This window comes from Streptomyces sp. NPDC050732, from assembly GCF_040654255.1.
Lineage (GTDB): Bacteria > Actinomycetota > Actinomycetes > Streptomycetales > Streptomycetaceae > Streptomyces.
The window spans coordinates 81,298-103,841 of record NZ_JBFAHP010000010.1 but is presented as its reverse complement, the minus strand read 5'-3'; the positions used below and the strand labels follow the sequence as shown (position 1 = coordinate 103,841).

Below are 22,544 nucleotides of genomic sequence, written 5' to 3'. Positions count from 1 at the left end.
ATGCAGACCATCGGGATCAAGGCACCACCAGCGGACACGGGGCAGCACACCGGCCGGGGCGCCCGCCACGACCTGGTGCCGCTGCTCGCGGGAGCGGCCGTCGCCGTCGGCGGGGTCGGCGCGGCGCTCGCGCTCGTCGACCTGGACTCACCGCTGCGCGGGCCGTTCACCCTCTTCTTCCTCCTCGCCGCGCCCGGGGCCGCGATCGGCGCGGCGCTGCGGGCCCTCACGCCGTGGGGCAGGGCCGTGGTGTCGGTGTCCGGCGCCATGGCGGTCAACCTGCTCGTCGCCCAGGGCATGCTGGCGCTGCACGTGTGGTCGGTGCGCGGCGGTGTCGTCGCGGTCGCCGCCCTCAGCTCGCTCATCCTCCTGCTGACCCTGGTGCGACGGCCGCGCGGCCGTCCGGCGAGAAGGTGGACCACCTGACGTGAACATCACCGTGCACCGCCCCGGCGAACTCACCGCCGCCGACCGGGCGGCGTGGACCGCGCTGCAGTCCAAGGCGCACCTGAACGGCTCGCCCGGGCTCGCCAACCCCTTCCTCTCCCCCGGGTTCGCGCTCGCGGTCGGGCACGAGCGGCGCGGGGTGCGGATCGCCGTCGCGCGCGAGGCCGGCGGGCCCGCCGCGTTCCTCCCCTTCCAGAGATCGGCCACCGGCGTCGGCCGGGCCATCGGTCTCGGCATCTCCGACTGCCAGGGCCTGGTGCACCGGCCGGGCTTCGACTGGGACGCCAGGGAGCTGCTGCGGGCCTGCGGGCTCTCCCTGTGGGAGTTCGACCATCTGGTGGCCGGTCAGGCGCCGTTCGAGGCGCACGCCACCGGCACCTTCGCCTCCCCGGTCATCGACCTCGATCAGGGGTACGACGCCTACCTCCGCCGGCTCCGCGAGCACTCCCCGAAGTTCATCAAGCCCACGCTCGCCAAGGAGCGCAGGCTGAGCCGCCACCACGGCCCCGTGCGGTACGTGCACGACGAGCGCGACCCCGCGGTCCTCACCACGCTGATGGGCTGGAAGTCCGCGCAGTACCGCAGGACGGGGCGGAGCGACCGCTTCGCACGCCCGTGGATCGTCCGGCTGCTGCACCGGCTCTTCCACACCCGCACCGACTCGTTCGCCGGGGTCCTCTCCGTCCTCTACGCCGCCGACGTGCCGGTCGCCGCGCACTTCGGGCTGCGCTCCGAGCGGATCCACACCTGCTGGTTCCCGGCGTACGACCCGGCGTACGCGAAGTACTCCCCCGGCCTCATCATGCATCTGCACATGGCCGAGGGAGCCGCCGCCGACGGGATCGCGCACATCGATCTCGGCCGCGGCCAGAAGGCCTACAAGGACTCCCTCAAGACACGGGAACTCGTCGTGTCCGAGGGGTGGGTGGCGCTCCGCCACCCAGTGGCGTTCGGACACCGGGCCCGCCGTGCCCCGGTCAGGGCGCTGCGCAACACCGTGCAGACGCGACCGGAATTGTTCGAACCGGCCGACAAACTGCTCAAGCGTTTGGGTCGAATTCGATCTAGGGCCGGGGAATAAGACCGTCCGAACGTGATCGCACAGATTACTCAATTCGTGAAAAACGTGGGACCACGCTCCAGGGCTTGCCATACAGTCTCATTCATCAATACCGTCGTACATCCACCCGCAACGGTCCATCACGCAATGCGATCAAGGGGAGGGCTCAAGATCGCGATGGCACCGATGCGGGCGCGGTAGGGGGGTGCCGTGCTCGGTGTCCGCTCTTCACCGAGTCACGTCCCGCGCAAATGCCAGCTCACTTCGGCATGCACGGAGATCCATTTCGTCACGCTCAAGTGAGAACCCCCCTTTCGAACCGGATCAATTTCCGGACGGCCCGGGGGCGGGCCGTCCACCGGACGAGAGGGATCACCGGACTCATGACTTCTTTTGTGCGCCCGGCAGACGCCGGACAAGACCCGTTAGAAGAGATCTCAAGGAACTACCGCCCGATCTCCACGCACTTGGCGATCACACCGCCGGTCAGTGTGGTGATTCCGGCCATGAACGAAGCGGAGAATCTGCCGTACGTCTTCAAGACACTGCCCGACTGGATCCACGAGGTCGTCCTCGTGGACGGCAATTCCACCGACGACACGGTGGCCGTCGCCCGAGAACTGTGGCCGGACGTGAAGGTCGTCCGCCAGCTCGGCAAGGGCAAGGGTGACGCTCTCATCACGGGCTTCGCCGCGTGCACGGGCGACATCATCGTGATGGTCGACGCCGACGGCTCCGCCGACGGCAGCGAGATCGTCTCCTACGTCTCCGCCCTCGTCTCGGGCGCGGACTTCGCCAAGGGCTCCCGGTTCGCCAACGGCGGCGGCACGGACGACATGACGCCGATCCGCAAGCTCGGCAACCACGTCCTGTGCTCCGTCGTCAACACCAAGTTCGGCGCGCGCTACACCGACCTGTGCTACGGCTACAACGCCTTCTGGCGGCACTGCCTCGACAAGATCGAGCTCGACTGCACCGGCTTCGAGGTCGAGACCCTGATGAACATCCGGGTCGTCAAGGCCGGGCTCAAGGTCCAGGAGATCCCGAGCCACGAGTACCTGCGGATCCACGGCACCAGCAACCTCAGAGCCGTCCGGGACGGCATCCGCGTACTGAAGGTGATCCTCTCCGAGCGCTCCAGCCGCGGCAGGCGCGGCGCACGGCGCAAGAACGGCCGGGGGCTGCCCCTCCGCGCCGGTCAGGGAGAGGTGTCTTGAACGCGGAGACCTCCGTCGTCATCTGCGTGTACACCGAGGACCGCTGGGAGGACATCCTCGCGGCGGTCTCCTCGGTGCGCGCGCAGTCACGGGCGGCGCTGGAGACCCTGCTCGTGGTGGACCACAACGCCTCGCTCCTGGACCGTCTCACCAAGGAGTACAAGGAGACCGAGGGCGTGCGGGTGCTCGCGAACGCGGGCCCCCGCGGCCTCTCCGCGGGCCGCAACACCGGGATCGCCGTCTCCCGCGGCGACATCATCGCCTTCCTCGACGACGACGCCGTCGCCGAGCGGGACTGGCTGCGGTACTTCGCCGAGGCGTTCGAGGACCCACGGGTCCTCGGCGTCGGCGGCCGCACCCTGCCCGCCTGGGAGTCCGGGCGGCGGCCCGGCTGGTTCCCCGAGGAGTTCGACTGGGTGGTCGGCTGTACGTACCGGGGACTGCCCCGGGGGCGGGTGCGGGTGCGCAACGTCCTCGGCGGGAACGCCGCGTTCCGGCGGACCGCCTTCGCCGCGGCGGGCGGCTTCGCCACGGGCATCGGGCGGGACGGCGACAAGCGGCCGCTGGGCTGCGAGGAGACGGAGTTCTGCATCCGCCTCACCCGCACGAGACCGGACGCCGTCCTGCTCATCGACGACCGCTCGGTGATCCACCACCGGGTGCCCGCCGTGCGGGAACGGTTCCGCTACTTCCGTACGAGGACGTACGCGGAAGGCCTCTCCAAGGCACTCGTCTCCCGAAGCGTCGGCGCCGCCAAGGGCCTTGAGTCCGAACGGCGCTACACCACGCGCGTGCTGCCCGCCGGGGTCGGCCGCGGCCTGCGGGACGCGGCGCTCGGCCGCCCGGGCGGTGCGGGGCGCGCGGGGGCCATTGTGGCGGGAGTGCTCATCGCCGCAGGGGGGTACATACTCGGGAGCGTCCGTGCGCGCAGGGGAGGAGCGACGTTCTCGGTCGTGGAGATCGCCGGGACGGCCGGCACGGGAGGCGAGGGGGCTGCCGCATGAGCACGGGACCCGTGCCGATACTGATGTACCACTCCGTGGCGCCCGCGCCGAACGCCGCGACGCACGACCTCTCGGTCTCCCCCGACGCCTTCGAACGCCAGATGAAGGTGCTCGCCGAGCGGGGGTTCACCCCGCTCACGACCGCGCAGCTGGGCGCCCTGTGGCGCGTCTCCTGCCGGTCGCTGCCCGAGCGGCCCGTCCTGATCACCTTCGACGACGGCTACGAGAGCGTGCACCGTTACGCGCTGCCCGTGCTCGCCGGGCACGGCTTCGCGTCCACCCTGTTCGTCACCACAGGATGGCTGCGCGGCGAGTACGACACCGGGGGCGCCCCGGACCGCATGCTCGACTGGGACCAGGTGCGCGAACTCGCCGACGCCGGGGCGGAGATCGGCGGGCACAGCCACACGCACCCCGAACTCGACCAGCTGGACGACGGCCGGCTCCGCTCGGAGCTGCGGCGCTGCCGCGACATCGTCACCGACGAGTTGGGCACCCGGCCCTTGTCCTTCGCATACCCGTTCGGCTACTCCGACCGCCGGGTGCGCGAGGCGGTGCGCGAGACGGGCTTCGGCCAGGCGCTCGCCGTCGGCAACTGCCTGGCGTGCCGGACGCAGGGGCCGTACGCGCTGCGGCGCGTGACCGTGCGCCGCGCCACCGACGCCGAGGAGTTCGAGCGGCTCGTGACGGGCCGCGCGATCGGCCGCACCTTCGCCAGGGACCGCGCCCTCACCAAGGGGTACGCCGTGGTCCGCAGAGCCCGACAGTTCCGTCGGAAGGCAACGCGTTCCAGTGTCTGACACGACCACGGCCCAGGCCGGCGCCCCCGGTTCCGCGAGCGCCGGGGGCCGGTCACCGTCCGGCAAGTCCGGCAAGTCCGGCAGACCGCAGAGAATGCGCCTGCCGGGCCGCGGAGACGGCCAGAGCCCGCTGTTCCGCAACGCGTACGCGCTGATGCTCAACACCGGCATCTCCGGTGTGCTCGGCGTGGGCTTCTGGCTGGCCGCCGCCCGCTACTACTCGGAGTCGGCGGTCGGTCAGGGTTCCGCGGCGATCGCCGCGATGAAGCTCCTCGCGGGGCTCGCCGCGCTGACGCTGATGGGTGCCCTCGCGCGGTTCATCCCCATCGCGGGGCGCGCCACAGGAAAGCTCATCTTCCGTACATACGCGGGCAGTTCGGTCGTGGTGGCGCTCGCCGCCGTCCTCTTCCTGCTCACGCTGGACCTCTGGGGCCCCTCGTACCGCTTCCTGCACGGCCCCGTCCACGGCGTCGGCTTCGTCCTCGCCGTGGTGGCCTGGTCGGTCCTGACGCTGCAGGACGGCGTGCTGACGGGGCTGCGCAGCGCGCTCTGGGTGCCGGTGGGCAACACCGCCTTCTCGGTCGCCAAGCTCGCGCTGCTCATCGCGATCGCCGCCGCGATCCCCACCGCGGGCGTCTTCGTGTCCTGGGTCGCCTCGATCCTCGTGTCGGTGATCCCGCTCGGCTGGCTGGTCTTCCGGCGCCTGGTGCCGCGGCACGTGAAGGCCACCGAGGGGAAGGCGCAGCCGCCGACGCTGCGCGAGATCGGCCGCTTCCTCGCCGGCGACTACACCGGATCGCTCTTCTCGCTCGCCGTGGTCTACCTCGTCCCGGTGATCGTGGCGTCGCAGGTCAGCTCGGTCGACAACGCGTACTTCTACATCACCACGACCATCGGCAGCACCATCAACCTCCTCGCCATCAACATGGGCGCCTCGCTGACCGTGGAGGGGGCGCACGATCCGGCGCTGCTCGCCGCCAACACCCGCTCGGCGCTGCGCCGGATGGCTGTGATCATGCTGCCGGTGTGCGGGATCCTCTTCCTGGCCGCACCGCTGATCCTGAGCATGTTCGGCAAGGGGTACGCGGACGCGGCCACTCCGCTGCTGCGCTGGTTCGTGGTGGGGGCGCTGTTGCGGGTCGTCATGGAGACGTACTTCGCGGTGCAGCGCGCGCAGAGCAAGACGTCCGGCATCGCCTGGCTGCAGGGCCTGTTGTGCGTCCTGGTGCTCGGCCTCACGCTGATCCTGCTGCCGCGGATGGGGCTCACCGGCGCGGGGGTCGCGGAGATCTGCAGCCTGGCGGTGATCGTGGCCATCGCGGCGCCGAAGCTGTACCGCGTGGTGCGGGCGGCGCCCTCGGCGAAGGCCGGAGTGGCGGCGCCGGACGGGGACCTGGCCGACCTCGGGACGCCGTCGGACGCGCCCGTGGTGACCGCCAAGGCGTCGGCCCGGGGCGAGGGCAAGGCACGCAGGGAGGGTCACGGGCCCGCGTGGGCGTTGCGCGAGTCGCTCGACTCCGACACGCTTCAGCTCGCCGTACAGCTCGACTTCGAACACCAGGAACGCAGGCCGGACGTGCGACCCGGCCCTGGCACGCCCGCGGCGGGAACGCCCTCGGCGCGGAGCGAGGAAGACGCCATGAACCACCGCCCGACCTGGGCCCTGAGGCCCCCGGCCGCACCGGACACCACCTCCGTCACGGCACCGGGCCGTGCCCCGGATCCCGGGTCCGTCGGGTCGACGGCGGCCGGGTCGACGGTGGCCGGACCGGGACTGGCCGGACCGGGACAGGCCGGATCGGGACAGGCCGCACCCGCGAAGCCTGAGCCGGTGCAGGCCGGACCGGGACGAGCCGTACCGGGACAGGCCGGGCCGGCCGGACCGGGGCAAGCCGGACCGGGACAGGGCGGGCCCGCGCAGGCCGCACCCGCAAAGCCAGAGCCGGCGCAAGCCGAACCAGGACAGGGCGGACCCGCGCAGGCCGCACCCGCGAAACCAGAGCCGGCGCAAGCCGGACCGGGACGAGCCGTACCGGGACAGACCGCACCCGTGAAGCCAGAGTCGGCGCAAGCCGGACCGGCGCAGGCCGGGTCTGTTGCGGCCGGGGTGGGCGGACCCGTTGCGGCTGCGCAAGTCGGGCCCGGGGGGCCCGCGGCCGCCGCGTCCGCCGGCGGGCCGGTGCCGCGTGCACCACGCCGCCGCGTCCTCGTCATGGCGCTGCTCCTCGCCGTCGCGCTCGTCCTGTACTGGCTGCCCGTCGTCGGTCTCGGCGAGCGGGAGCTGGACGGCATGGGCGGGTTGGGGCTGGTCTCCGTCCTGCCGGCGCCGACGTTGGTCGGCGCCGCCCTCCTGGTCGTCGTGTTCGCCGCGCTGCTCTGGATGGACCGGCCGGTCAAGAGCCTTCTCCTGCTCACCCTGGTCGCCACCGTCGTGTCGCTGCACGCGCTGCCCGCGGTCATCGAGACCGAGCCGCGGTTCGCGACGGCCTGGCAGCACCTGGGCTTCATGGAGTACATCGACCGGACGGGCTCCGCGGTGCCCGATCTGGACGCGCGCTGGAGCTGGCCGGGCTTCTTCGCCGCGGCCACCTTCGTCGCGGAGGCGTGCGGCGTCTCGGACATGACCGAGGTGATCCGCTGGTGGCCGACGGCGATCCAACTGCTCTATCTGGCCCCGATGTTCTTGCTCGTGCGGTCCGTGCGGGCGACGTGGCGCGCCAAGTGGGCGGGGCTGTGGATCTTCGTCCTGAGCGGCTGGGTCGGTCAGGACTACTTCTCCCCGCAGGGCTTCACGTACCTCCTCTACATCGTCTTCGTCGCCGTGCTCCTGGTGTGGTTCCGCGCCCCGCGCGTGCTGTGGACCAAGCGGCGCCCGGGCGAGACGGAGGTCGAGCCGGCCGGCCGCGGGGAGCGCGCGGTGCTGCTCCTGGTCCTGATCGGCCTCTTCGCCGCGACGGTTCCCGCGCACCAGCTCACGCCGTTCGTGATGCTCGGCGTGCTGACGGTGCTGGTCCTGGTCGGCCGTTCGGAGCTGCGCGGCCTGCCGTTGCTCTTCGGGGTGCTCGTCGTCGTGTGGCTGGGCTTCCTCGCCGAGCCGTACTGGTCGGGCCACTTCGGCGAACTGTTCGGCGGGGTCGGCGGGGTGGGCGGCAACGTATCGTCGTCGGTCTCGGGGCGCATCGAGGGCGGCAGTTCCACCCATCAGCTGGTGCTGTACGTGCGCGTGGCGATGGCCGGCGGCATCATGGCGTTCGCCTGCTGCGGCTGGTGGCGGCGGCGCTTCCACAAGTACGGCGAACGCTCGCTCCTGGTCCTCACCTTCGTGCCGTTCCTGGGCTTCGGCATGCAGTCGTACGGCGGCGAGATGGCCCTGCGCGTCTTCATGTTCGCGCTGCCGGGCGCGGCGCTGCTCGCCGGCCTGGCGCTGTTCCCGCGCGCGGGCGTCACACCGGACGAGCGCGACCACGACCACGACCGCGCCCGCGCCCGCGCCCGCGCCCGGGCGAGTCTCGCGCCGCTGGCCGCGCTGCTGGCGGGCCTCGTCCTGATGGGCGGTTTCCTGGTGGCCCGCTGGGGCAACGAGCCCTTCGAGCGGGTCCGCCCCGGCGAGGTCGCGGCGATGGAGTTCGTGTACGCGCACGACGAGCCGACGGCACGGCTGCTCTGGATGAGCAACGACACGGTGAACAACGTGACGCCGTCGATCCCGTGGGGCGCCCGGGACATGGAGAAGGTGGAGTACGTCCCGACGCTCGCGCCCGCCGACCCCGTCCTGGTGTCCGGCCTCGCGAAGGCACTCAAGGACGCGGGCCCCAACTCGTACCTGATGATCAACCGCAGCCAGACGGCGTTCCTGCAGCTGGACGCCGGCTACCCGAAGACGTGGGAGACGCGGCTCATCCGCAACCTCGACGACCGCAAGGACCTCAAGAAGGTCTTCGTCAACGCCGACGCGACCGTGTACGCCCTGAGCGAGCAGCCGGACGGCGGGGCCGCGAAGCCCGACCCGGGGGCTGTCGGGCCGAAGGTGACCTGGACGCCGTGGTCGGTGGTGGGCGGCCTCGCCGCCGTCGCGCTCGTGCTGCTGCTCGGGGCGCGTGAGGTGGTGCGGGTCGCCGCGGCGCCGAGCGTGCGGCAGCAGCGGTGGCTGCAGGGCAGCTTCTGGTTCTCGCTGCCGCTGCTCGCGGTGCTGTTCGCCTCGCTGATCCAGCGGTTCGTGACGATGGCGTGAGGCTTACCGCTTCAGCCACTTCACCTCGTATCCCGCCAGGTCGACGCGGTGCCCGTCGACCTTCGCGCTGATCTTCCGGTCGAGGGTGTTCACCACGAGGGCCGCCTCGTCGTCGGCGAGGACGCGGACGTGAGGGCGGTCGTCGGCGGCGACCGTCACCGTCTCGTACGTCGTGCCGGGGCCGAACTCCTTGCCGAACCGCTCGATGAGCTCCAGCATCGGCAACCCGGCCCCGCCGTCGGCCTGTTGGGTGGCCGTCCACAGGCAGCCCGCGCATTTCGCGCCCCGCTTCTGCGGGTTCCAGTAGAAGCCGCTGGTGGCGCCGCCGCGGGCGATCGCCATCAGGCCCGAGGCGTGCACGGCCACGCGGTGCGCCTCGGACCAGTCGTCGCGGTTGTCCTGGCTGTCACCGGGCTCCACGTAGTACTCGGCCCACCACAGGGGCAGGTCCCCGACCCGCTCGCGCACCCACTCGCCGACGGCCGTGAACTTCTCGGTGGCCTTGAACTCGTCGGGCAGCAGCTCGTCGTCCGCGGTGTAGCTGGCGCCGTCGACGACGACGAAGTCCGCGCCCCTCTTGTGCTTGTTCCAGTACTCGAAGGCGTCGAGAGGCCGCTGGTCGAGACGGCCCCAGTCCCCCTCCACCTCGGAGGCGTTCTCGGTCTGGCGGGGGTCGATGCTGTCCATGACCAGGTAGGGGCCGCCGACCATGATGTCCTTGTTGACCTTCTTGAGCTCGCGGTGGACGAGGTTGTAGAGCTCGGTGTAGCCCTCGTAGTCCCAGCGGGCCTCCTCGTCGTTCCAGAAGCCCTTGAACTCGTTCCAGACGACGAAGTGGCGTACGTCGGGATAGCGCTTGGCGACGGTCGCGGCGAGCCGCGCGAAGTCGTCGTAGTGCTCGGGCTCCGGGGCGGTCTCCAGGGCCTGCTGGCTCCAGTCGGTGTTCTCCGCGCCGGGCTCGCCGCCCTTCATCCAGTCCGGTGCGCAGCACAGCGTGACCACGGGTGTGCCTTTGCTCGCCCGGACGAAGTCGATCCGGCGGTCCATGTCGGAGAAGTCGTAGCGCCCGTCGACCGGCTCCGGGTTGCCCGCGCCCCAGCCCATGATGTGCTGGATCTGCGGGACGGGCCGCCCCTGTCCCGCCAGTTCGGCGCGGACACGCTCGACGGCTTCGTCCTCGCCCTCGTCCGCGCTGTACTGGGTGTGGGTGAAGCCCCAGCCGACCTCCGGCTCGGCGTCCTTGGGGACCGCGGGCGTGCCGTGCACCTTGTCGCCGTCCCGGGTGGTGCCCTCGGTGCTGCCACCGCCACCGGGAAGTGTGTTGATCAACGTGATCACCAGGGCCAGTACGGCCAGACCGACTCCGAGCAGTGCGGCGAGTCGCCACCGCCGTGCTTCCGAAAACCACCGATGACGTCCCATCAGCGTCAAGCGTATCGGGGGCCATAGGCGGTAGGACAGATTCCGCACCATGGCTCTTGGCCGTGGCCACAGCGCTCGGAAGTGCGAAAGGCGCAAGCGGAGCGCCTGAGCAAACCGGGTGCGCGGGGGCGTGTACGTGCCGGATCATGTCGGCATGTCTGCGAACCCCCAGGACGCCCTGCCGATCCGGCTCAACGTCGACGACAGCGACTCCCCGTCGGATGTCGTGGACGCCCTCTTCCTCGGCCGATTCGCGACGGGCGAGCAGCCCTTCTCGCACAGTGCGAACATCGAGCGCGTCAAGTCCGGTTCCACGCTGCTGCCGCCCGCGGCGAAGGTGCTGCGCGCGGCCCGCGACGACGACCGCAGCGCGACGCTCGCCGAGGGCGACGGCTGGACGCTGCTGGTCTCCCGCTGGAACCGGGGCGCGGACGTCACGGTGACGGCGACCACCGCCGAACTCGCCGAGAAGGTGCTGAAGCAGGCCACGGACGGCGCGCAGGACGAGCCCGAGCCCCAGCCGGAGAACGTGACCATGGGCTTCTGGTACGTCTCCCCGCGGCGCGGCCCGCACCGCACCACCCGGCAGATCTCCGCCGGTACGTGGGAGGAGGTGCGGCCCAACTACACGGCGCCCGTCGCCGACGCCATGGACAAGCTGATGAAGACGGTGCCCGAGGACATCTCGGGCCGGCTGCTCCTCCTCCACGGGCCGCCGGGCACGGGCAAGACATCGGCGCTGCGGACGCTCGCGCGGTCGTGGCGGGACTGGTGCCAGGTGGACTGCGTGCTGGACCCTGAGCGGCTGTTCAACGACGTCGGCTACCTCATGGACATCGCGATCGGCGAGGACGACGGGACGGCGAAGGGGCGGTGGCGGCTGCTGCTCCTTGAGGACTGCGACGAGCTGATCCGCGGGGAGGCGAAGCACACGGCGGGTCAGGCGCTCTCGCGCCTGCTCAATCTCACGGACGGGCTGCTCGGCCAGGGGCGGAACGTGCTGGTGGGCGTGACGACCAACGAGGACCTGGAACGCCTGCACCCGGCCGTGGTCCGCCCCGGCCGCTGCCTGGCCCGCATCGAGGTCGGCGCGCTGACCCGCTCCGAGGCGGTGGACTGGCTCGGCACGGAGGAGGGCGTGGGCCGCGAGGGCGCCACCCTCGCCGAACTCTTCGCCCTGCGCCGCGGCACATCCCCGACGTCGGTACCGGACCAACGCGAGGGCGCGGACTCGGGGTTGTACCTGTAGGAGCGGGCCGGGGATGAGCCTGCAGCAGGTGGGGCCTAGCCGGAGGTTCCGTAAGCCGCGCGCAGCGCGTCCCGTACCGCGGCGAGCGCGTCCTCCTCCGAGAGGCCGAGGCGCCGGGCCCGATCGGCGTAGGACTGCGCCTCGGCCGCCGCGGCCCGAGCAGCCGCGTCACCCGCCGCCGCGACGAACGTCCCGTTCCGCCCCCGCGTCTCGATGACCCCGTCGGCCTCAAGCGCCCGGTAGGCCTTGGCCACCGTGTTCGCGGCGAGTCCGAGCGACTCGGCGAGCCCCCGGACCGTGGGCAGCTTGTAGCCGACCGGCAGCGCACCGGACCTCGCCTGCTCGGCGATCCGGGCCCGCACCTGCTCGTACGGCGCGTCGCTCGCGCCCCCATCGATGTGGATCTTCAACGTCACCGAGCGATTGTCCCGCACGTCGCGCCCCCGGTCGCACCGCAGTGCGCGGTGGCGGCGGAAAATGGGAGGCGGCGCGGCGCGCCCCGCACGTAGCGTGCGGCTCCATGACAGTGATCGTCCGAGCCCTCACCCACGGCGCGCCGACAGCCGCCGCGGACGACGCGGGTTTCGCCGCGGTACGCCGGGCCTGCGTACCCGCCATGCTCGCCACGCCCGAATCCGTCGCGTTCGACCGGGCGCACGCCCATCCGGACTCCGCCTACCGGCAGTTGGTCGCCGAGACGGACGGCGAGATCATCGGCACGGCGCAGGTGGGCCTCGCCCACGACAGCCCGGAGCCGGGCCAGGGCTACGCCAACGTCTACGTCCGTCCGGACCGGCTCGGCAGGGGCGCGGGAACGCTGCTCCTGCGCACCGCGGAGGAGCACCTCGCGGACGCGGGCGCCCAGACCGTCTACTCATGGGTGCTCGACGAGCCCGCGAACCTCGCCTTCGCCGCGCGCCACGGTTATACGGCCAGGCGCAGCGCGCACTTCCTCCGCCTGGACCTGGCGCACGGCACGCTGCCGCCCCGCCGGGAGCCGCCGGCCGGGGTGGAGCTGGTCAGCGGTTCGGTGTTCGCGGACGACGCACGCGCGCTCTTCGCGCTGGGCGCGGAGACGGTGGCGGACGAACCGAGCGATGTGGCGGCCGAGTTCACGGACTACGAGCACTGGCTCGCCGAGACCTGGCACCACCCGCTGATCGACCAGGAGCTCACGACCGTGGCCCTGGTGGACGGCCGCCCGGCGGCGTTCAGCCTGGCCCGCACGGACGGCGCGGGCCGCTACGGGTCCAGCATGACGGGCACCGCCCGCGCCCACCGCGGCCGCGGCCTGGCCAAGCTCGCCAAGAACGACTCCCTGCACCGGGCCCGCGCGGCGGGCTGCACGGAGGCCTTCACGGGCAACGACACCGGAAATGGACCGATGCTGGCGATCAATGAGTGGTTCGGTTACGAGATCTGCGCGACGGAGGTCCGCCATGCCCGCACCCTGGGCTGACGCGACCACGCTGCGGATCGCCCTCGTGAAGGCGGGCCGGACGAAGATCCGCTATCCCGCCCGGCTCCTCCACGACGACGGAACCCGGATCACCGTCCGCGCCCCCTGGGCGGCCCCGGACGTCCGCGACTTCGGCTTCGTGCGCTTCGAGCCGGGCGATGTCTTCACCGAGCACTACTGGCGCGACCGGTGGTACGCGATCAAGGAGGTGTACGCCGCGGACGGCACCCTGAAGGGCTGGTACTGCGACGTCACCCGCCCCGCCGTCCGCGACGGTTCCGTCCTCACGGTGGAGGACCTGGACCTGGATCTGTGGTGCTCGGCGGACGGCGCCACCGTACTGCGCCTGGACGAGGACGAGTTCACGGCGAGCGGCCTCCCCACCAAGGACCCGACAGCCGCCGCCGCAGCGGTCCACGCCCTGAACACCCTGGAGTCGATGGCCCTGGGCGACGGCTTCGGCCTCAGCTGACCGGAGCGCCCGGCGGGGGCTGAACCACCGGGGCCAGCCCTTCCGGTGTCGTCGTGTTGTCGCTGTCGTAGGCGACGGACTCGTCGTTCGACTGCCAGTGGAGGATGAAGCGGTTGCCCGCGTGCCAGGCGGTCAGGGCCGCGCGGCAGTACGCCACCATGTCGTGCGGCAGGGCGGACAGGGGGTGCCAGGCGAGCTCGCTGCATTTGTGTGGTTCGGCGTTGCGCGGCTCGCCGGCCGTGTCGTGTCGCGCCGAGAAGAACCAGCCGGTGCGCGGTGCCTCGCCGGGGCCCCGGTGCTGGACGACCGCCTCCGCGCGCAGGTCGGCGGGGGCCAGGTCGAGGCCGACTTCCTCGCGTGCCTCCCTGAGCATGGCGGCGCGGACGTCCTCGCCGTCCTCCACGTGGCCGGACGGGAGGTGGAGCAGGCCGTCGCCGTACCCGGTCCCGGTGCGGCGGGACAGCAGGATCTCGTCGCCGCGGCGCAGGATCAGGTGGACGTCGACGATCTCGGTGTGCCGGGGTGGGGCGGCGGGGACGATGCCCACCACCGCGTACCGCTCGTCGTCGACCTGCCTGCCCCACAGCCGCGCGTCCCCCGAGAGGCGCTCGGAGTGGAGGTGGGAGACGAGTGGGGTCAGGGCCGACACCAGGCGGGACATCGGCAGTCCGGCGGGGGCCACCGTGCCCCACACGCCCTCGATGAGGATCAGCCGGCCACCGGGGCGCAGCAGTGCGCGCCAGCGCCGCAGGGTCGCCTCGGGGTCGGGCAGCATCCACAGGATGTGCCGGGCCAGGACGACGTCGAACTTCCGTCCCTCGACCGGCGGGTGGTCCGCGTCGCCGACCAGGACTTCCGCGCCCCGGCCCGCCAGCTTCTCGCGGGCCCGCTCGGCCATGGCCGGTGACAGGTCGACCGCGGTGACGCGGTGGCCCCGCCCGGCGGCGAGCAGGGCGAGGCTGCCGGTGCCGCAGCCCAGGTCGAGGACGTCCCCGGGGGTGTCGGGCAGCCAGTCCCGCAGGCGGTCCGCCCACGCCTGGCGCACCGTCTCGTCGCGCAGGCCGTGGTCCGGTTCGTCGTCGAAGGTGGCCGCCGCGGCGTCCCAATCGACGGCCTCGATGGCCTCGTTGTTCGTCATCCCCCGATGCTCGCAGCCACCACTGACAATCGGCCCTCGATCAGAAAGCGGGCGCCAGGAGGTCTACGGCGGTCCTCGAATGGACATCGGTAAGGCAGGGAGTCGGAAGTCAGGGAGGCCGCCATGCGCCGAGTGACCACGCACAAACCCGTCGGCAAGTCCGTCAGCCGCCGGGTGCGGGAGCGCCAGGAGGCGGAGGTGCGGCCCCAGGAGAGGCCCGAGGTCCGCAAGGACATCCAGCGGACGTGGTGGCCCGACGGGTGAGATCCCGTCAGGTGTCCTTGAGCAGCTTGCGGTAGTGGAACCGGTCGTACGGCCCTTCCACCCGCCGCTCGACGAACTCGTATCCGTACCGGGGGTAGATCTTCTGGTTCTCCCACATCAGCGCGTTGGTGTAGAGGCGGATCTCGATCAGGCCCAGCGCACGCGCGTGGTCGTCCACGAAGGACAGCAGGCGGCGGCCCACCCCCTGCCCCGCGGCATCGGGGTGGACCGCGATCGACTCCAGGAGGAGCCGGCCCTCGTACGGACGGGGGACGAGCACCAGGAGACCCACCACGGGGTCTCCGGTGACGTACACGAAACCCGCCGCCACATCGGCCGCGTGGTCGGCCTCCATCGGGCTGGGGACGCGCCCGATGCGTTCGATGTAGTGGTGGTACGCCGCGTCCGTGACGGCCCGCACCGCGGGTACGTCGGCGGCGGTGGCGAGACGGATGTCCGTGTGGGATGTGGGGTGTTCGGGCGTCGTCATGCCTCTACGTCTACGTCACGCCGGCGCGTCCGCGACACCGCCTTCTTCAACAAGGGCCACGCCAGGATCAGGACGATGAGTCCATAGACCGTCACGGAGAACGGGGTGTCGACGAGGCCGCGGACGCTGCCGTCGCTGATCTGCAGGGCCCTGCGCAGCTGTTGTTCCGCGTTCGGGCCGAGGATGACGCCGATGACGGCGGGCAGCACGGGCAGTCCGTAGCGCCGCATGCCGAAGCCGATCAGGCCGATGACGAGCAGGATGACGAGGTCGAGGGATTCGCCGCCGACCGCGTAGGCGCCCACGGCCGCGAAGAAGAGGATGCCCGCGTAGAGGTAGGGGCGCGGGATGCGCAGGAGCTTCGCCCAGAGCGGGGCGAGGGGCAGGTTCAGGGCCAGGAGCAGCACCATGCCGACGAACAGTGAGGCGATGAGGCCCCAGACCAGGTCGGCCTCGCGTTCGAAGAGGAGCGGTCCGGGCTGGATGCCGTACTGCTGGAAGGCGGCGAGCATGACGGCGGCGACGGCGGTCGTGGGCAGGCCGAGCGTCAGCATGGAGACGAGGGTGCCCGCGGCCGAGGCGGACGACGCGGACTCGGGGCCCGCGACGCCCTCGATGGCACCCTTGCCCCACTCGTCCTTGTGCTTCGACAACCGCTTCTCCGTGACGTACGACAGGAACGTCGGAATCTCCGCGCCGCCCGCCGGGATCGCGCCGAACGGGAAGCCGATGAGGGGGCCGCGCAGCCACGACTTCCAGGTGCGCTTCACGTCGTCCCTGCCCAGCCAGGGACGGCCGACCGGGATCGCCCGGGCGCTGGTGCGGCGCAGGTGGGCGGCGACCCAGAGGGCCTCGCCGATGGCGAAGAGGCCCACCGCGACGATCACCACGTCGACGCCGTCGGCGAGTTGGAGCGAGCCGAACGTGAGGCGCTGCTGGCCGGTCATCTGGTCCAGGCCGACCAGGCCGATGGTGAGGCCGATGAGGAGCGAGGCGAGGCCGCGGACGCGGGAGGAGCCGAGCACCGAGGTGACCGCGATGAAGGCGAGGACCATGATGGCGAAGTAGTCGGGGGCGCCGATGTCGACGGCGAGGTCGGCGACGGTCGGCGCGAGCGCCACCAGGAGCAGCGTGCCGATCATGCCGCCCGCGAAGTGGCCGATGGCGGCGGCCGCGAGGGCCTGCGCGCCCCGCCCGGCCCTGGCCATCGGATGGCCCTCCATGGCCGCGACGACGGCCGCGCTCTCCCCCGGTGTGTTGAGCAGGATGGAGGTGGTGGAGCCGCCGAACATCGCGCCGTAGTAGATGCCCGCGAACATGATGAAGGCGCCGGTCGGTTCGAGTCCGTACGTCACCGGGAGCAGCAGGGCGACGGCCATCGCCGGGCCGATGCCGGGCAGTACGCCGATCGCGGTGCCGAGGAGGACGCCGACGGCCGCCCAGAGGAGGTTGATGGGCGTGAGGGCCGTGCCGAAGCCGTCCATCAGGGAGTTGAAGGCGTTCATGTCACAGCACTCCCATCAGGGGGCCGCCCGGCAGGGGCACGCCGAGCAGGTTGTTGAAGACTTCGTACGTGACGACGGAGAGGACGGCGGCGATGAGCGGATCGCGGTCGAGGTGGCGGCTGCCCAGGGCGTAGGCGGAGCCCCAGAAGAGCAGCGCCCCGGCGATCGGGAAGCCGACGGGTTCGATGAGGACGGCGGTGGCGAGGAAGACGCCCGTCAGGAGCAGCACGGTGCGCCAGTCGGCGGGTTCGGACAGGTCGATGTCCTCGCCGCCCTCGGCCTCGCCGCGTCCGCCGCGCAGCACGTCGACGGCGAGCAGGACGGCGACGACGAGCAGTCCGATGCCGACCGCGATCGGTACGGTCTTCGGGCCGACGGGGCCGCGCTGGGTGATCTGGACGTCCATGGTGAGGGCGTCGGTGAGGACGAGCGCGCCGAGGGCGAGGAGCAGGACGGACACGCCGAGTTCGGAGTGTTCGCGCAGCCAGGCGCGGCGGCCGGCCGGCTCGTGGGGGAGGTCGGTGGTGGTCACAGGCCCAGCTCCTTCAGTACCGAGACGACGCGCTTGTCCTGGGCTTCGAGGAAGTCACCGAACTTGTCGCCGGTCAGGAAGGCGTCGTCCCAGCCGTTCTTCTTCAGGGAGGCGCGCCACTCCTTGGAGGCGTGCAGTTTCCTGACGAGCCCGGTGAGTTTCTTGCGCTCGGCGCCGCTGAGGCCGGGCGGGGCGACGATGCCGCGCCAGTTGGTGAAGTCCACGTCGTACCCGGACTCCTTGAGGGTGGGCCCGGCCAGGCCGCGCACCCGCTTCGGCCCGGTGACGGCCAGCAGCCTGAGCTCGCCCGACTTGATCTGGTCGAGGTACTCCCCCACTCCGGAGACGCCGAAGGCGACCTTGCTGCCGAGGATGGAGGCGAGGAGTTCGCCGCCGCCGTCGAAGGGGACGTAGTTGACCTTCTTCGGGTCGATGCCGGCGGCGCGGGCCATCAGCATCGGGGCGAGGTGGTCGGGGCCGCCGGGGGACGAGCCGCCGCCGACGGGCACCTTGCCGGGGTTCTTCTTCCAGGCGTCGATGAGCTGCCGGATGTTCTTGTACGGGGAGTTCCTGGCGACCACGACGACGTCCTGCTCCTCGGTGAGGCGCGCGATGGGCGTCGTGTCGGCGAGGGTCTTGGGCGCGTGGTTGGAGCGGGCGGCGCCCACGACGCCGAGGCCCATGGACATGGCGAGCTTGCCGTTGCCGTGTTCGCCGACGAGCCGGCTCAGGCCGACGGTGCCGCCCGCGCCGGGCAGGTTGAACACCTCGATGTTGTGGGTGAGTCCGGCGTCCTCGGCGTTCTTCGCGGCGGTGCGGGCGGTGATGTCGTAGCCACCGCCGGGGGTGTTGGGGACCATGAGGCGCAGGCCGGGGATCTGGGTGCCGGTGTCGGCGCCGCTGCCCGTGGTGAGCAGCGGCGGCGCCACGAGCACGAGGAGGGCAGCCCCGAGCAGGGCGAGGGGGGTGCGCAGGCGCACGTGTGCCACCACCTGTCGGCGTGTAGTCGGTTGTGAGGTGGCCCACATGTTGCCCGCGCGTTAACAACCTGTCTCTCTTCCGGAATCAACGGACGTTGTGGTCGTTGTGGTCGCGCCCATAGCCTGCGGCGATGACAAGGGTGCTGGTGGTGGACGACGACTTCATGGTCGCCAAGCTGCACAGTCGGTACGTCGCCGCGGTGGAGGGCTGCGCCGTGGTCGGGGTCGCCCACAGCGGCACGGAGGCGGTCGACGCGGTGGAGCGGCTGCGCCCCGATCTCGTACTCCTCGACGTGTACCTGCCGGACATGGACGGCATCGCGGTGCTGCGTGAGCTGCGGGCGGCCGAGGAGCGCGATCCGGCGCGCCGGCCGGTGGACGCGCTGTTCATCACGGCGGCGCGGGACGCGCAGGTGGTGCGGGCGGCGCTGCGGGCCGGCGCCCTGCACTATCTGATCAAGCCGTTCAACCAGGCAGCTCTGCATGAGCAGTTGAGGCATGTGGCGGCGCTGCGGGCCCGCCTCGACGGGCTCCGTGAGGCGCGCCAGGAGGACGTCGACCAGCTCTTCGGCACGCGCCCGCCGGGCTCCCGGGAGCTCCCCAAAGGCCTGGCGGCCCACACGGCGGACCTGGTGGAGCAGACCCTGCGGAGGCATCCGGGCGGCCTCTCCGCATCGGAGTGCGCGGAGGCCGGCTCGCTTTCCCGGGTCAGCGCGCGCCGCTATCTGGAGTTCTTCGCGGACACCCGCCGCGCCGAGGTGACGTTGCGCTACGGCGGGACGGGGCGGCCGGAGCGGCGGTACCGGTGGGTGGGGTGAGGGTCAGCGGCCGCGGGCGTAGCGGCCCGGGGGGACGCCCACCACACGCTTGAAGTGCCGGGTCAGATGCGACTGGTCGTAGAAGCCGCAGGCCGTCGCGGTCTCGCCGGGTGGCCGCCCGTCCAGCAGGAGGCGGCGGGCGCGGTCCACGCGGCGCGCCATCAGGTACTGGTGCGGGGCGATGCCGTACGCCGCTCCGAAGGAGCGCACCAGGTGCGCCGGGTGCGTGTGCAGGAGGCGGGCGGCCTCCTCCAGGGCGATGCCCTCGACCACGCGTGCGTCGAGGAGGTCGCGCAGGGCGCCCGCGATCCGGCGGTCGGGGGCGGGGCGGACCGCGGTGGCCAGGCGGGGGCGCAGCCGCTCGCGCAGCCGTTCTCCGACGAGGGCGAGCCGGGCGGCCGCCTCCAGTTCGTCGCCCGGGTGCGCGAGGGCCGTGTGGAGCTGTCCGATGCGGCGCCGCAGCAGCGGGTCGACCAGGACGGGAGTGTCCGCGGCGGGCCCGACGAACGACGTGTCGAGCGGCCCGTCCTCCGTCGCCGCCAGGTACAGGACGCGCTTGCGGAAGCCGTCCGGGGTGGCCGCGGAGCCGTTGTGCGGGACCTGCGGGGGCAGCAGCGAGACCGTGCCGAGCGGGGTGCCGTGCGCGTTCCGCTCCAGGTCGTAGCGGACGGCGCCCTCGTCGACCACCAGCAGCGTCCAGGTGTCGTGGACGTGCATGGGATAGGCGTGGTGCGTGAAGTGGGCGTGGAAGACCTCCGTGACACCCGGTACCGCGGGGCGCCACGCGGTGATCTCCTCGCCGGCCACCATGCAAAGAACGTACAAGACCGGGGCGCTCGCTGATCGGCAGTCTCAAGGCATGAGCACAGACACCGCCGCTACGCACACAACCACCACTTCCACCGGCCGGCCGCCCGTCCGCTTCGACACCAAGATCGCCGTACTGCTCCGGGACGACCTGGAGACCTGGCAGCGGCTGAACGTGACCGCGTTCCTCGTGAGCGGGCTCGGCACGCGCGTGCCCGAGGTCGTCGGGGAGCCGTACGAGGATGCCGACGGCACTGCCTATCTGCCGATGTTCCGGCAGCCGGTGCTCGTCTTCGAGGGCGGCAAGGAGGTGCTGGCCGCCGCCCGGGGGCGCGCCCTGGTGCGGGGCCTGCCGTGCTCCGTGTTCACGTCCGACCTCTTCGCCACCGGCAACGACACCGACAACCGGGCGGCCGTCCGGGCCGTCGCCGGGGGCGAGTTGGACGTGGTGGGGATCGCCGTCCACGGGCCGCGCAATGCGGTCGACAAGGTCCTGAAGGGAGCCCGGATGCACCCGTGACCCTCGCGACAGGGGCTGACCCTCGTGACGGGGGCTCTACCTGAGCCCCCGGTTAGCCCTCCCTTAAAGCGACCATAAGGATCTCCGTTCCCCGTCCTCAGCAGGGGATTTCGCGGATTTCAGGGGCTAGCTTTCTGGTCGCCCCCTGAACCGTCGTTGAGGAGAACCACCATGCCCGCACGCCTCCGCAAGGTGTCCGCCATCGCCGCCGTCGGTGTCGCGCCGCTCGCCCTGACCGCCCTTTCGGTCACGCCCGCCGCCGCGCACGGCTCGATGACGGACCCGGTCAGCCGGGTCTCCGCCTGCTTCCAGGAGGGGCCGGAGTCCCCGAAGTCGGCCGCCTGCAAGGCCGCCGTCGCGGCCAGTGGCGCGCAGGCCTTCTACGACTGGAACGGCGTGAACATCGCCAACGCCGCCGGCAAGTCGAAGCAGATCATCCCCGACGGCAAGCTGTGCAGCGCGAACAACGACAAGTACAAGGGCCTCGACCTGCCGCGCGCCGACTGGCCGTCCAGCAAGCTGTCCGCGGGCAGCCACACGTTCCGCTACAAGGGCACCGCACCGCACAAGGGCTCCTTCGAGCTGTACGTCACCAAGGAGTCGTACGACCCGACGAAGCCCCTGAAGTGGTCGGACCTGGAGGAGAAGCCCTTCGTCAAGGTCACCGACCCGAAGATGGAGAACGGCGACTACGTCTTCGACGGGAAGATCCCCGCCCGGGAGGGCCGTCACCTGATCTACTCGGTCTGGCAGCGCTCGGATTCCCCGGAGGCGTTCTACACCTGCTCCGACGTCGTCTTCGGCAAGGACAGCGGAGGCGCAGGATCCGCTCCGGCCCCGGCCGCCTCCGCCCCGTCGGACGACGACATCGCGGCGGGCGCCGAGAAGTCCACGGTCGAGCACCACGGGCACGGTGACGCCGACGCCGGGACGGGCGCCAAGGCCACCGGGGCGGCGCCGGCCGCCCCGGCCGCCGATGCCGGGGACGCGCCGGGCAACGCGCCCGAGGTGAACGGCGGCGCCGAGAAGCCGGTCACCACCGCGAACGACAACCTCGCCGAGACCGGCGGCGACAGCACCACCCCGTACATCGCCGTCGGCGGTGCCGCCGCCCTCGCCCTCGGCGCCGCGGCGATGTTCACCACGACGCGCCGCCGCGCGGCCGGCCGCCACGGCCGCTAGGACAGGCAGGTGGTCGGGGTCGCGTGCGCCGGATCGAGGGCGTTCGCGACCTCGTGGTGGGCGACGCGGTCCAGGACGCCGATCGCGACGTGCTCCGAGAGGTCGACGGGGCACAGCTCCTGGACGGTCACGTTGCGCACGCCGGGGCCGTCGAGGAACTGGCTGCGGTACGGGGTGACCACCTCGTCGTACTTGGTGGCGATCACGGTGTAGCGCACCCCGGGCACCGTGTCGCCGCCCTCGTTGAGCTTGGTCAGGAAGGGCGATCCGGCCACCTGGTCGGCGAGCGCCGGCGTCTTCGTGGTCAGCAGGTCCTCGATGCCGGGGAAGTACGGCAGCAGCCCGGTGAGGCCGAGCAGGGTGGTGCCGTGGTTGTCGGGGGCGAGGCCGATCAGGGCGTTCACCTCGTCGGCGCCGCCGAGGAACTTGAGGTAGTGGCGCGGCATCATGCCGCCCTGCGAGTGGCCGACGAGGTCCACCTCCTCCGCGCCCGTCGAGGCGAGCACCTTGTCGACGAAGCCATCGAGCTGCTCGGCCGACTTGTCGATGGGGCCGAGCCCGTGGAAGAAGGGCACGCCCTTCAACTGGCCGTAGTCCAGGGAGTAGACGCAGTAGCCGCGCTTGACGAGGTAGGGCGCGAGGACGAGCCAGTTGTCGACGGAGTTCCCGAACGTGCCGTGCACGAGGACGACGGGGCGGGGGTGTGCGGCGGACGGCTTGCAGCCGTAGTCGTTCCAGCCCCTCGATGTCGCGGACGGGACGGTGTCGGCGGCGGCCGTGGCGGCGGGGGCGAGGGTGACCGCGCCCGTGACGAGCAGGGTGGCGGCGAGCGCGCGCAGCGCGCGTCTCCAGGGCAGCATCGTGTGATCTCCTTGCGGCTCAAGGGAGGTGCGACGGGATGCCGTGCGGGGAGTGCGGCGTGTCGTGCTCGCGTCAAATTACGCGCG

General features: G+C 71.8%; 22 protein-coding genes. 13 read left to right on the top strand and 9 right to left on the bottom strand.

All coding sequences use genetic code 11. The features are described from left to right. From AB0H82_RS11585 to AB0H82_RS11560, 6 genes are all read left to right on the top strand, one after another. On the top strand, positions 1-426 hold the full coding sequence (locus tag AB0H82_RS11585) for a hypothetical protein (RefSeq protein WP_362991328.1): 426 nt from the start codon (positions 1-3) through the stop codon (positions 424-426). Position 427: 1 nt separating this feature from the next. Further along, positions 428-1,528 carry a GNAT family N-acetyltransferase gene (locus tag AB0H82_RS11580; RefSeq protein WP_362991326.1) on the top strand — a complete coding sequence of 367 codons (1,101 nt, stop codon included), beginning with the start codon at positions 428-430 and terminating at the stop codon, positions 1,526-1,528. Between the two features lie 362 nt (positions 1,529-1,890). Continuing rightward, positions 1,891-2,724, top strand: coding sequence for a glycosyltransferase family 2 protein (locus AB0H82_RS11575; protein WP_362991324.1), 834 nt, complete (start codon positions 1,891-1,893; stop codon positions 2,722-2,724). Beyond that, entirely contained in the window at positions 2,721-3,728 is a 1,008-nt protein-coding gene (locus AB0H82_RS11570) for a glycosyltransferase family 2 protein (RefSeq protein WP_362991322.1), read from the top strand. The genes AB0H82_RS11575 and AB0H82_RS11570 overlap by 4 nt, the downstream gene beginning before the upstream one ends. After that, complete coding sequence (locus tag AB0H82_RS11565; protein WP_362991320.1) at positions 3,725-4,528, top strand: polysaccharide deacetylase family protein; 804 nt, start codon at positions 3,725-3,727, stop codon at positions 4,526-4,528. The genes AB0H82_RS11570 and AB0H82_RS11565 overlap by 4 nt, the downstream gene beginning before the upstream one ends. A 94-nt stretch (positions 4,529-4,622) precedes the next feature. Further along, positions 4,623-8,759: a lipopolysaccharide biosynthesis protein gene (locus AB0H82_RS11560; protein ID WP_362991540.1), complete on the top strand. Its 4,137-nt coding sequence runs from the start codon at positions 4,623-4,625 to the stop codon at positions 8,757-8,759. A gap of 3 nt (positions 8,760-8,762) precedes the next feature. On the opposite strand, the gene AB0H82_RS11555 is transcribed toward AB0H82_RS11560, so the two are convergent. Further along, the gene (locus AB0H82_RS11555) at positions 8,763-10,181 is read right to left on the bottom strand and encodes a xylan 1,4-beta-xylosidase (RefSeq protein ID WP_362991318.1); all 1,419 of its coding nucleotides are present in this window, start codon (positions 10,179-10,181) and stop codon (positions 8,763-8,765) included. Between the two features lie 154 nt (positions 10,182-10,335). Here AB0H82_RS11555 and AB0H82_RS11550 point away from each other — a divergent pair, with 154 nt between their 5' ends. Beyond that, on the top strand, positions 10,336-11,430 hold the full coding sequence (locus tag AB0H82_RS11550) for a DUF5925 domain-containing protein (protein WP_362991316.1): 1,095 nt from the start codon (positions 10,336-10,338) through the stop codon (positions 11,428-11,430). A 35-nt stretch (positions 11,431-11,465) separates the two neighbouring features. On the opposite strand, the gene AB0H82_RS11545 is transcribed toward AB0H82_RS11550, so the two are convergent. Continuing rightward, positions 11,466-11,846 (bottom strand): GntR family transcriptional regulator, encoded by a 381-nt coding sequence (locus AB0H82_RS11545; protein ID WP_362991314.1) that lies wholly within the window; start codon positions 11,844-11,846, stop codon positions 11,466-11,468. A 104-nt stretch (positions 11,847-11,950) separates the two neighbouring features. Between AB0H82_RS11545 and AB0H82_RS11540 the strand changes: the two genes are divergently transcribed. Then, complete coding sequence (locus AB0H82_RS11540; protein ID WP_362991312.1) at positions 11,951-12,889, top strand: GNAT family N-acetyltransferase; 939 nt, start codon at positions 11,951-11,953, stop codon at positions 12,887-12,889. Further along, positions 12,870-13,361, top strand: coding sequence for a DUF402 domain-containing protein (locus tag AB0H82_RS11535; RefSeq protein WP_362991310.1), 492 nt, complete (start codon positions 12,870-12,872; stop codon positions 13,359-13,361). The genes AB0H82_RS11540 and AB0H82_RS11535 overlap by 20 nt, the downstream gene beginning before the upstream one ends. Here AB0H82_RS11535 and AB0H82_RS11530 read toward each other — a convergent pair. After that, positions 13,354-14,499, bottom strand: coding sequence for a methyltransferase domain-containing protein (locus tag AB0H82_RS11530; RefSeq protein WP_362991308.1), 1,146 nt, complete (start codon positions 14,497-14,499; stop codon positions 13,354-13,356). The genes AB0H82_RS11535 and AB0H82_RS11530 overlap by 8 nt on opposite strands. Before the next feature lie 123 nt (positions 14,500-14,622). On the opposite strand from AB0H82_RS11530, the gene AB0H82_RS11525 reads away from it, so the two are divergent. Then, positions 14,623-14,763: a hypothetical protein gene (locus AB0H82_RS11525; protein WP_362991306.1), complete on the top strand. Its 141-nt coding sequence runs from the start codon at positions 14,623-14,625 to the stop codon at positions 14,761-14,763. A 7-nt stretch (positions 14,764-14,770) separates the two neighbouring features. On the opposite strand, the gene AB0H82_RS11520 is transcribed toward AB0H82_RS11525, so the two are convergent. From AB0H82_RS11520 to AB0H82_RS11505, 4 genes are read right to left on the bottom strand one after another with little or no spacing between them, the layout of a single operon-like run. Then, the gene (locus tag AB0H82_RS11520; RefSeq protein ID WP_362991304.1) at positions 14,771-15,253 is read right to left on the bottom strand and encodes a GNAT family N-acetyltransferase; all 483 of its coding nucleotides are present in this window, start codon (positions 15,251-15,253) and stop codon (positions 14,771-14,773) included. Next, complete coding sequence (locus AB0H82_RS11515; protein WP_362991302.1) at positions 15,250-16,758, bottom strand: tripartite tricarboxylate transporter permease; 1,509 nt, start codon at positions 16,756-16,758, stop codon at positions 15,250-15,252. Before AB0H82_RS11515 ends, AB0H82_RS11520 begins: the two co-directional genes overlap by 4 nt. 1 nt (position 16,759) lies before the next feature. Then, on the bottom strand, positions 16,760-17,290 hold the full coding sequence (locus tag AB0H82_RS11510) for a tripartite tricarboxylate transporter TctB family protein (protein WP_362991300.1): 531 nt from the start codon (positions 17,288-17,290) through the stop codon (positions 16,760-16,762). Then, positions 17,287-18,270, bottom strand: coding sequence for a tripartite tricarboxylate transporter substrate binding protein (locus tag AB0H82_RS11505; RefSeq protein WP_362991298.1), 984 nt, complete (start codon positions 18,268-18,270; stop codon positions 17,287-17,289). Before AB0H82_RS11505 ends, AB0H82_RS11510 begins: the two co-directional genes overlap by 4 nt. Before the next feature lie 131 nt (positions 18,271-18,401). Here AB0H82_RS11505 and AB0H82_RS11500 point away from each other — a divergent pair, with 131 nt between their 5' ends. Then, entirely contained in the window at positions 18,402-19,088 is a 687-nt protein-coding gene (locus tag AB0H82_RS11500) for a response regulator (protein WP_362991296.1), read from the top strand. A 3-nt stretch (positions 19,089-19,091) separates the two neighbouring features. On the opposite strand, the gene AB0H82_RS11495 is transcribed toward AB0H82_RS11500, so the two are convergent. After that, the gene (locus AB0H82_RS11495) at positions 19,092-19,898 is read right to left on the bottom strand and encodes an AraC family transcriptional regulator (protein WP_362991294.1); all 807 of its coding nucleotides are present in this window, start codon (positions 19,896-19,898) and stop codon (positions 19,092-19,094) included. 49 nt (positions 19,899-19,947) lie between these two features. Between AB0H82_RS11495 and AB0H82_RS11490 the strand changes: the two genes are divergently transcribed. Then, complete coding sequence (locus tag AB0H82_RS11490) at positions 19,948-20,415, top strand: DUF2000 domain-containing protein (protein ID WP_362991292.1); 468 nt, start codon at positions 19,948-19,950, stop codon at positions 20,413-20,415. Positions 20,416-20,586: 171 nt separating this feature from the next. After that, a complete protein-coding gene (locus AB0H82_RS11485; RefSeq protein WP_362991290.1) occupies positions 20,587-21,597 on the top strand; it encodes a lytic polysaccharide monooxygenase in 1,011 nt (336 codons plus the stop codon). On the opposite strand, the gene AB0H82_RS11480 is transcribed toward AB0H82_RS11485, so the two are convergent. Next, positions 21,594-22,457 carry an alpha/beta fold hydrolase gene (locus AB0H82_RS11480; RefSeq protein WP_362991288.1) on the bottom strand — a complete coding sequence of 288 codons (864 nt, stop codon included), beginning with the start codon at positions 22,455-22,457 and terminating at the stop codon, positions 21,594-21,596. The genes AB0H82_RS11485 and AB0H82_RS11480 overlap by 4 nt on opposite strands. Positions 22,458-22,544: the final 87 nt, after the last annotated feature.

What these genes read in the sequence shown, in the direction of transcription:
- AB0H82_RS11585 (WP_362991328.1), top strand. Translation starts at nt 1, where the DNA reads ATGCAGACCATCGGGATCAAGGCACCACCAGCGGACACGGGGCAGCAC.
- AB0H82_RS11575 (WP_362991324.1), top strand. Translation starts at nt 1,891, where the DNA reads ATGACTTCTTTTGTGCGCCCGGCAGACGCCGGACAAGACCCGTTAGAA.
- AB0H82_RS11565 (WP_362991320.1), top strand. Translation starts at nt 3,725, where the DNA reads ATGAGCACGGGACCCGTGCCGATACTGATGTACCACTCCGTGGCGCCC.
- AB0H82_RS11560 (WP_362991540.1), top strand. Translation starts at nt 4,623, where the DNA reads ATGCGCCTGCCGGGCCGCGGAGACGGCCAGAGCCCGCTGTTCCGCAAC.
- AB0H82_RS11555 (WP_362991318.1), bottom strand. Translation starts at nt 10,181, where the DNA reads ATGGGACGTCATCGGTGGTTTTCGGAAGCACGGCGGTGGCGACTCGCC.
- AB0H82_RS11550 (WP_362991316.1), top strand. Translation starts at nt 10,336, where the DNA reads ATGTCTGCGAACCCCCAGGACGCCCTGCCGATCCGGCTCAACGTCGAC.
- AB0H82_RS11540 (WP_362991312.1), top strand. Translation starts at nt 11,951, where the DNA reads ATGACAGTGATCGTCCGAGCCCTCACCCACGGCGCGCCGACAGCCGCC.
- AB0H82_RS11535 (WP_362991310.1), top strand. Translation starts at nt 12,870, where the DNA reads ATGCCCGCACCCTGGGCTGACGCGACCACGCTGCGGATCGCCCTCGTG.
- AB0H82_RS11530 (WP_362991308.1), bottom strand. Translation starts at nt 14,499, where the DNA reads ATGACGAACAACGAGGCCATCGAGGCCGTCGATTGGGACGCCGCGGCG.
- AB0H82_RS11525 (WP_362991306.1), top strand. Translation starts at nt 14,623, where the DNA reads ATGCGCCGAGTGACCACGCACAAACCCGTCGGCAAGTCCGTCAGCCGC.
- AB0H82_RS11520 (WP_362991304.1), bottom strand. Translation starts at nt 15,253, where the DNA reads ATGACGACGCCCGAACACCCCACATCCCACACGGACATCCGTCTCGCC.
- AB0H82_RS11515 (WP_362991302.1), bottom strand. Translation starts at nt 16,758, where the DNA reads ATGAACGCCTTCAACTCCCTGATGGACGGCTTCGGCACGGCCCTCACG.
- AB0H82_RS11500 (WP_362991296.1), top strand. Translation starts at nt 18,402, where the DNA reads ATGACAAGGGTGCTGGTGGTGGACGACGACTTCATGGTCGCCAAGCTG.
- AB0H82_RS11495 (WP_362991294.1), bottom strand. Translation starts at nt 19,898, where the DNA reads ATGGTGGCCGGCGAGGAGATCACCGCGTGGCGCCCCGCGGTACCGGGT.
- AB0H82_RS11490 (WP_362991292.1), top strand. Translation starts at nt 19,948, where the DNA reads ATGAGCACAGACACCGCCGCTACGCACACAACCACCACTTCCACCGGC.
- AB0H82_RS11485 (WP_362991290.1), top strand. Translation starts at nt 20,587, where the DNA reads ATGCCCGCACGCCTCCGCAAGGTGTCCGCCATCGCCGCCGTCGGTGTC.
- AB0H82_RS11480 (WP_362991288.1), bottom strand. Translation starts at nt 22,457, where the DNA reads ATGCTGCCCTGGAGACGCGCGCTGCGCGCGCTCGCCGCCACCCTGCTC.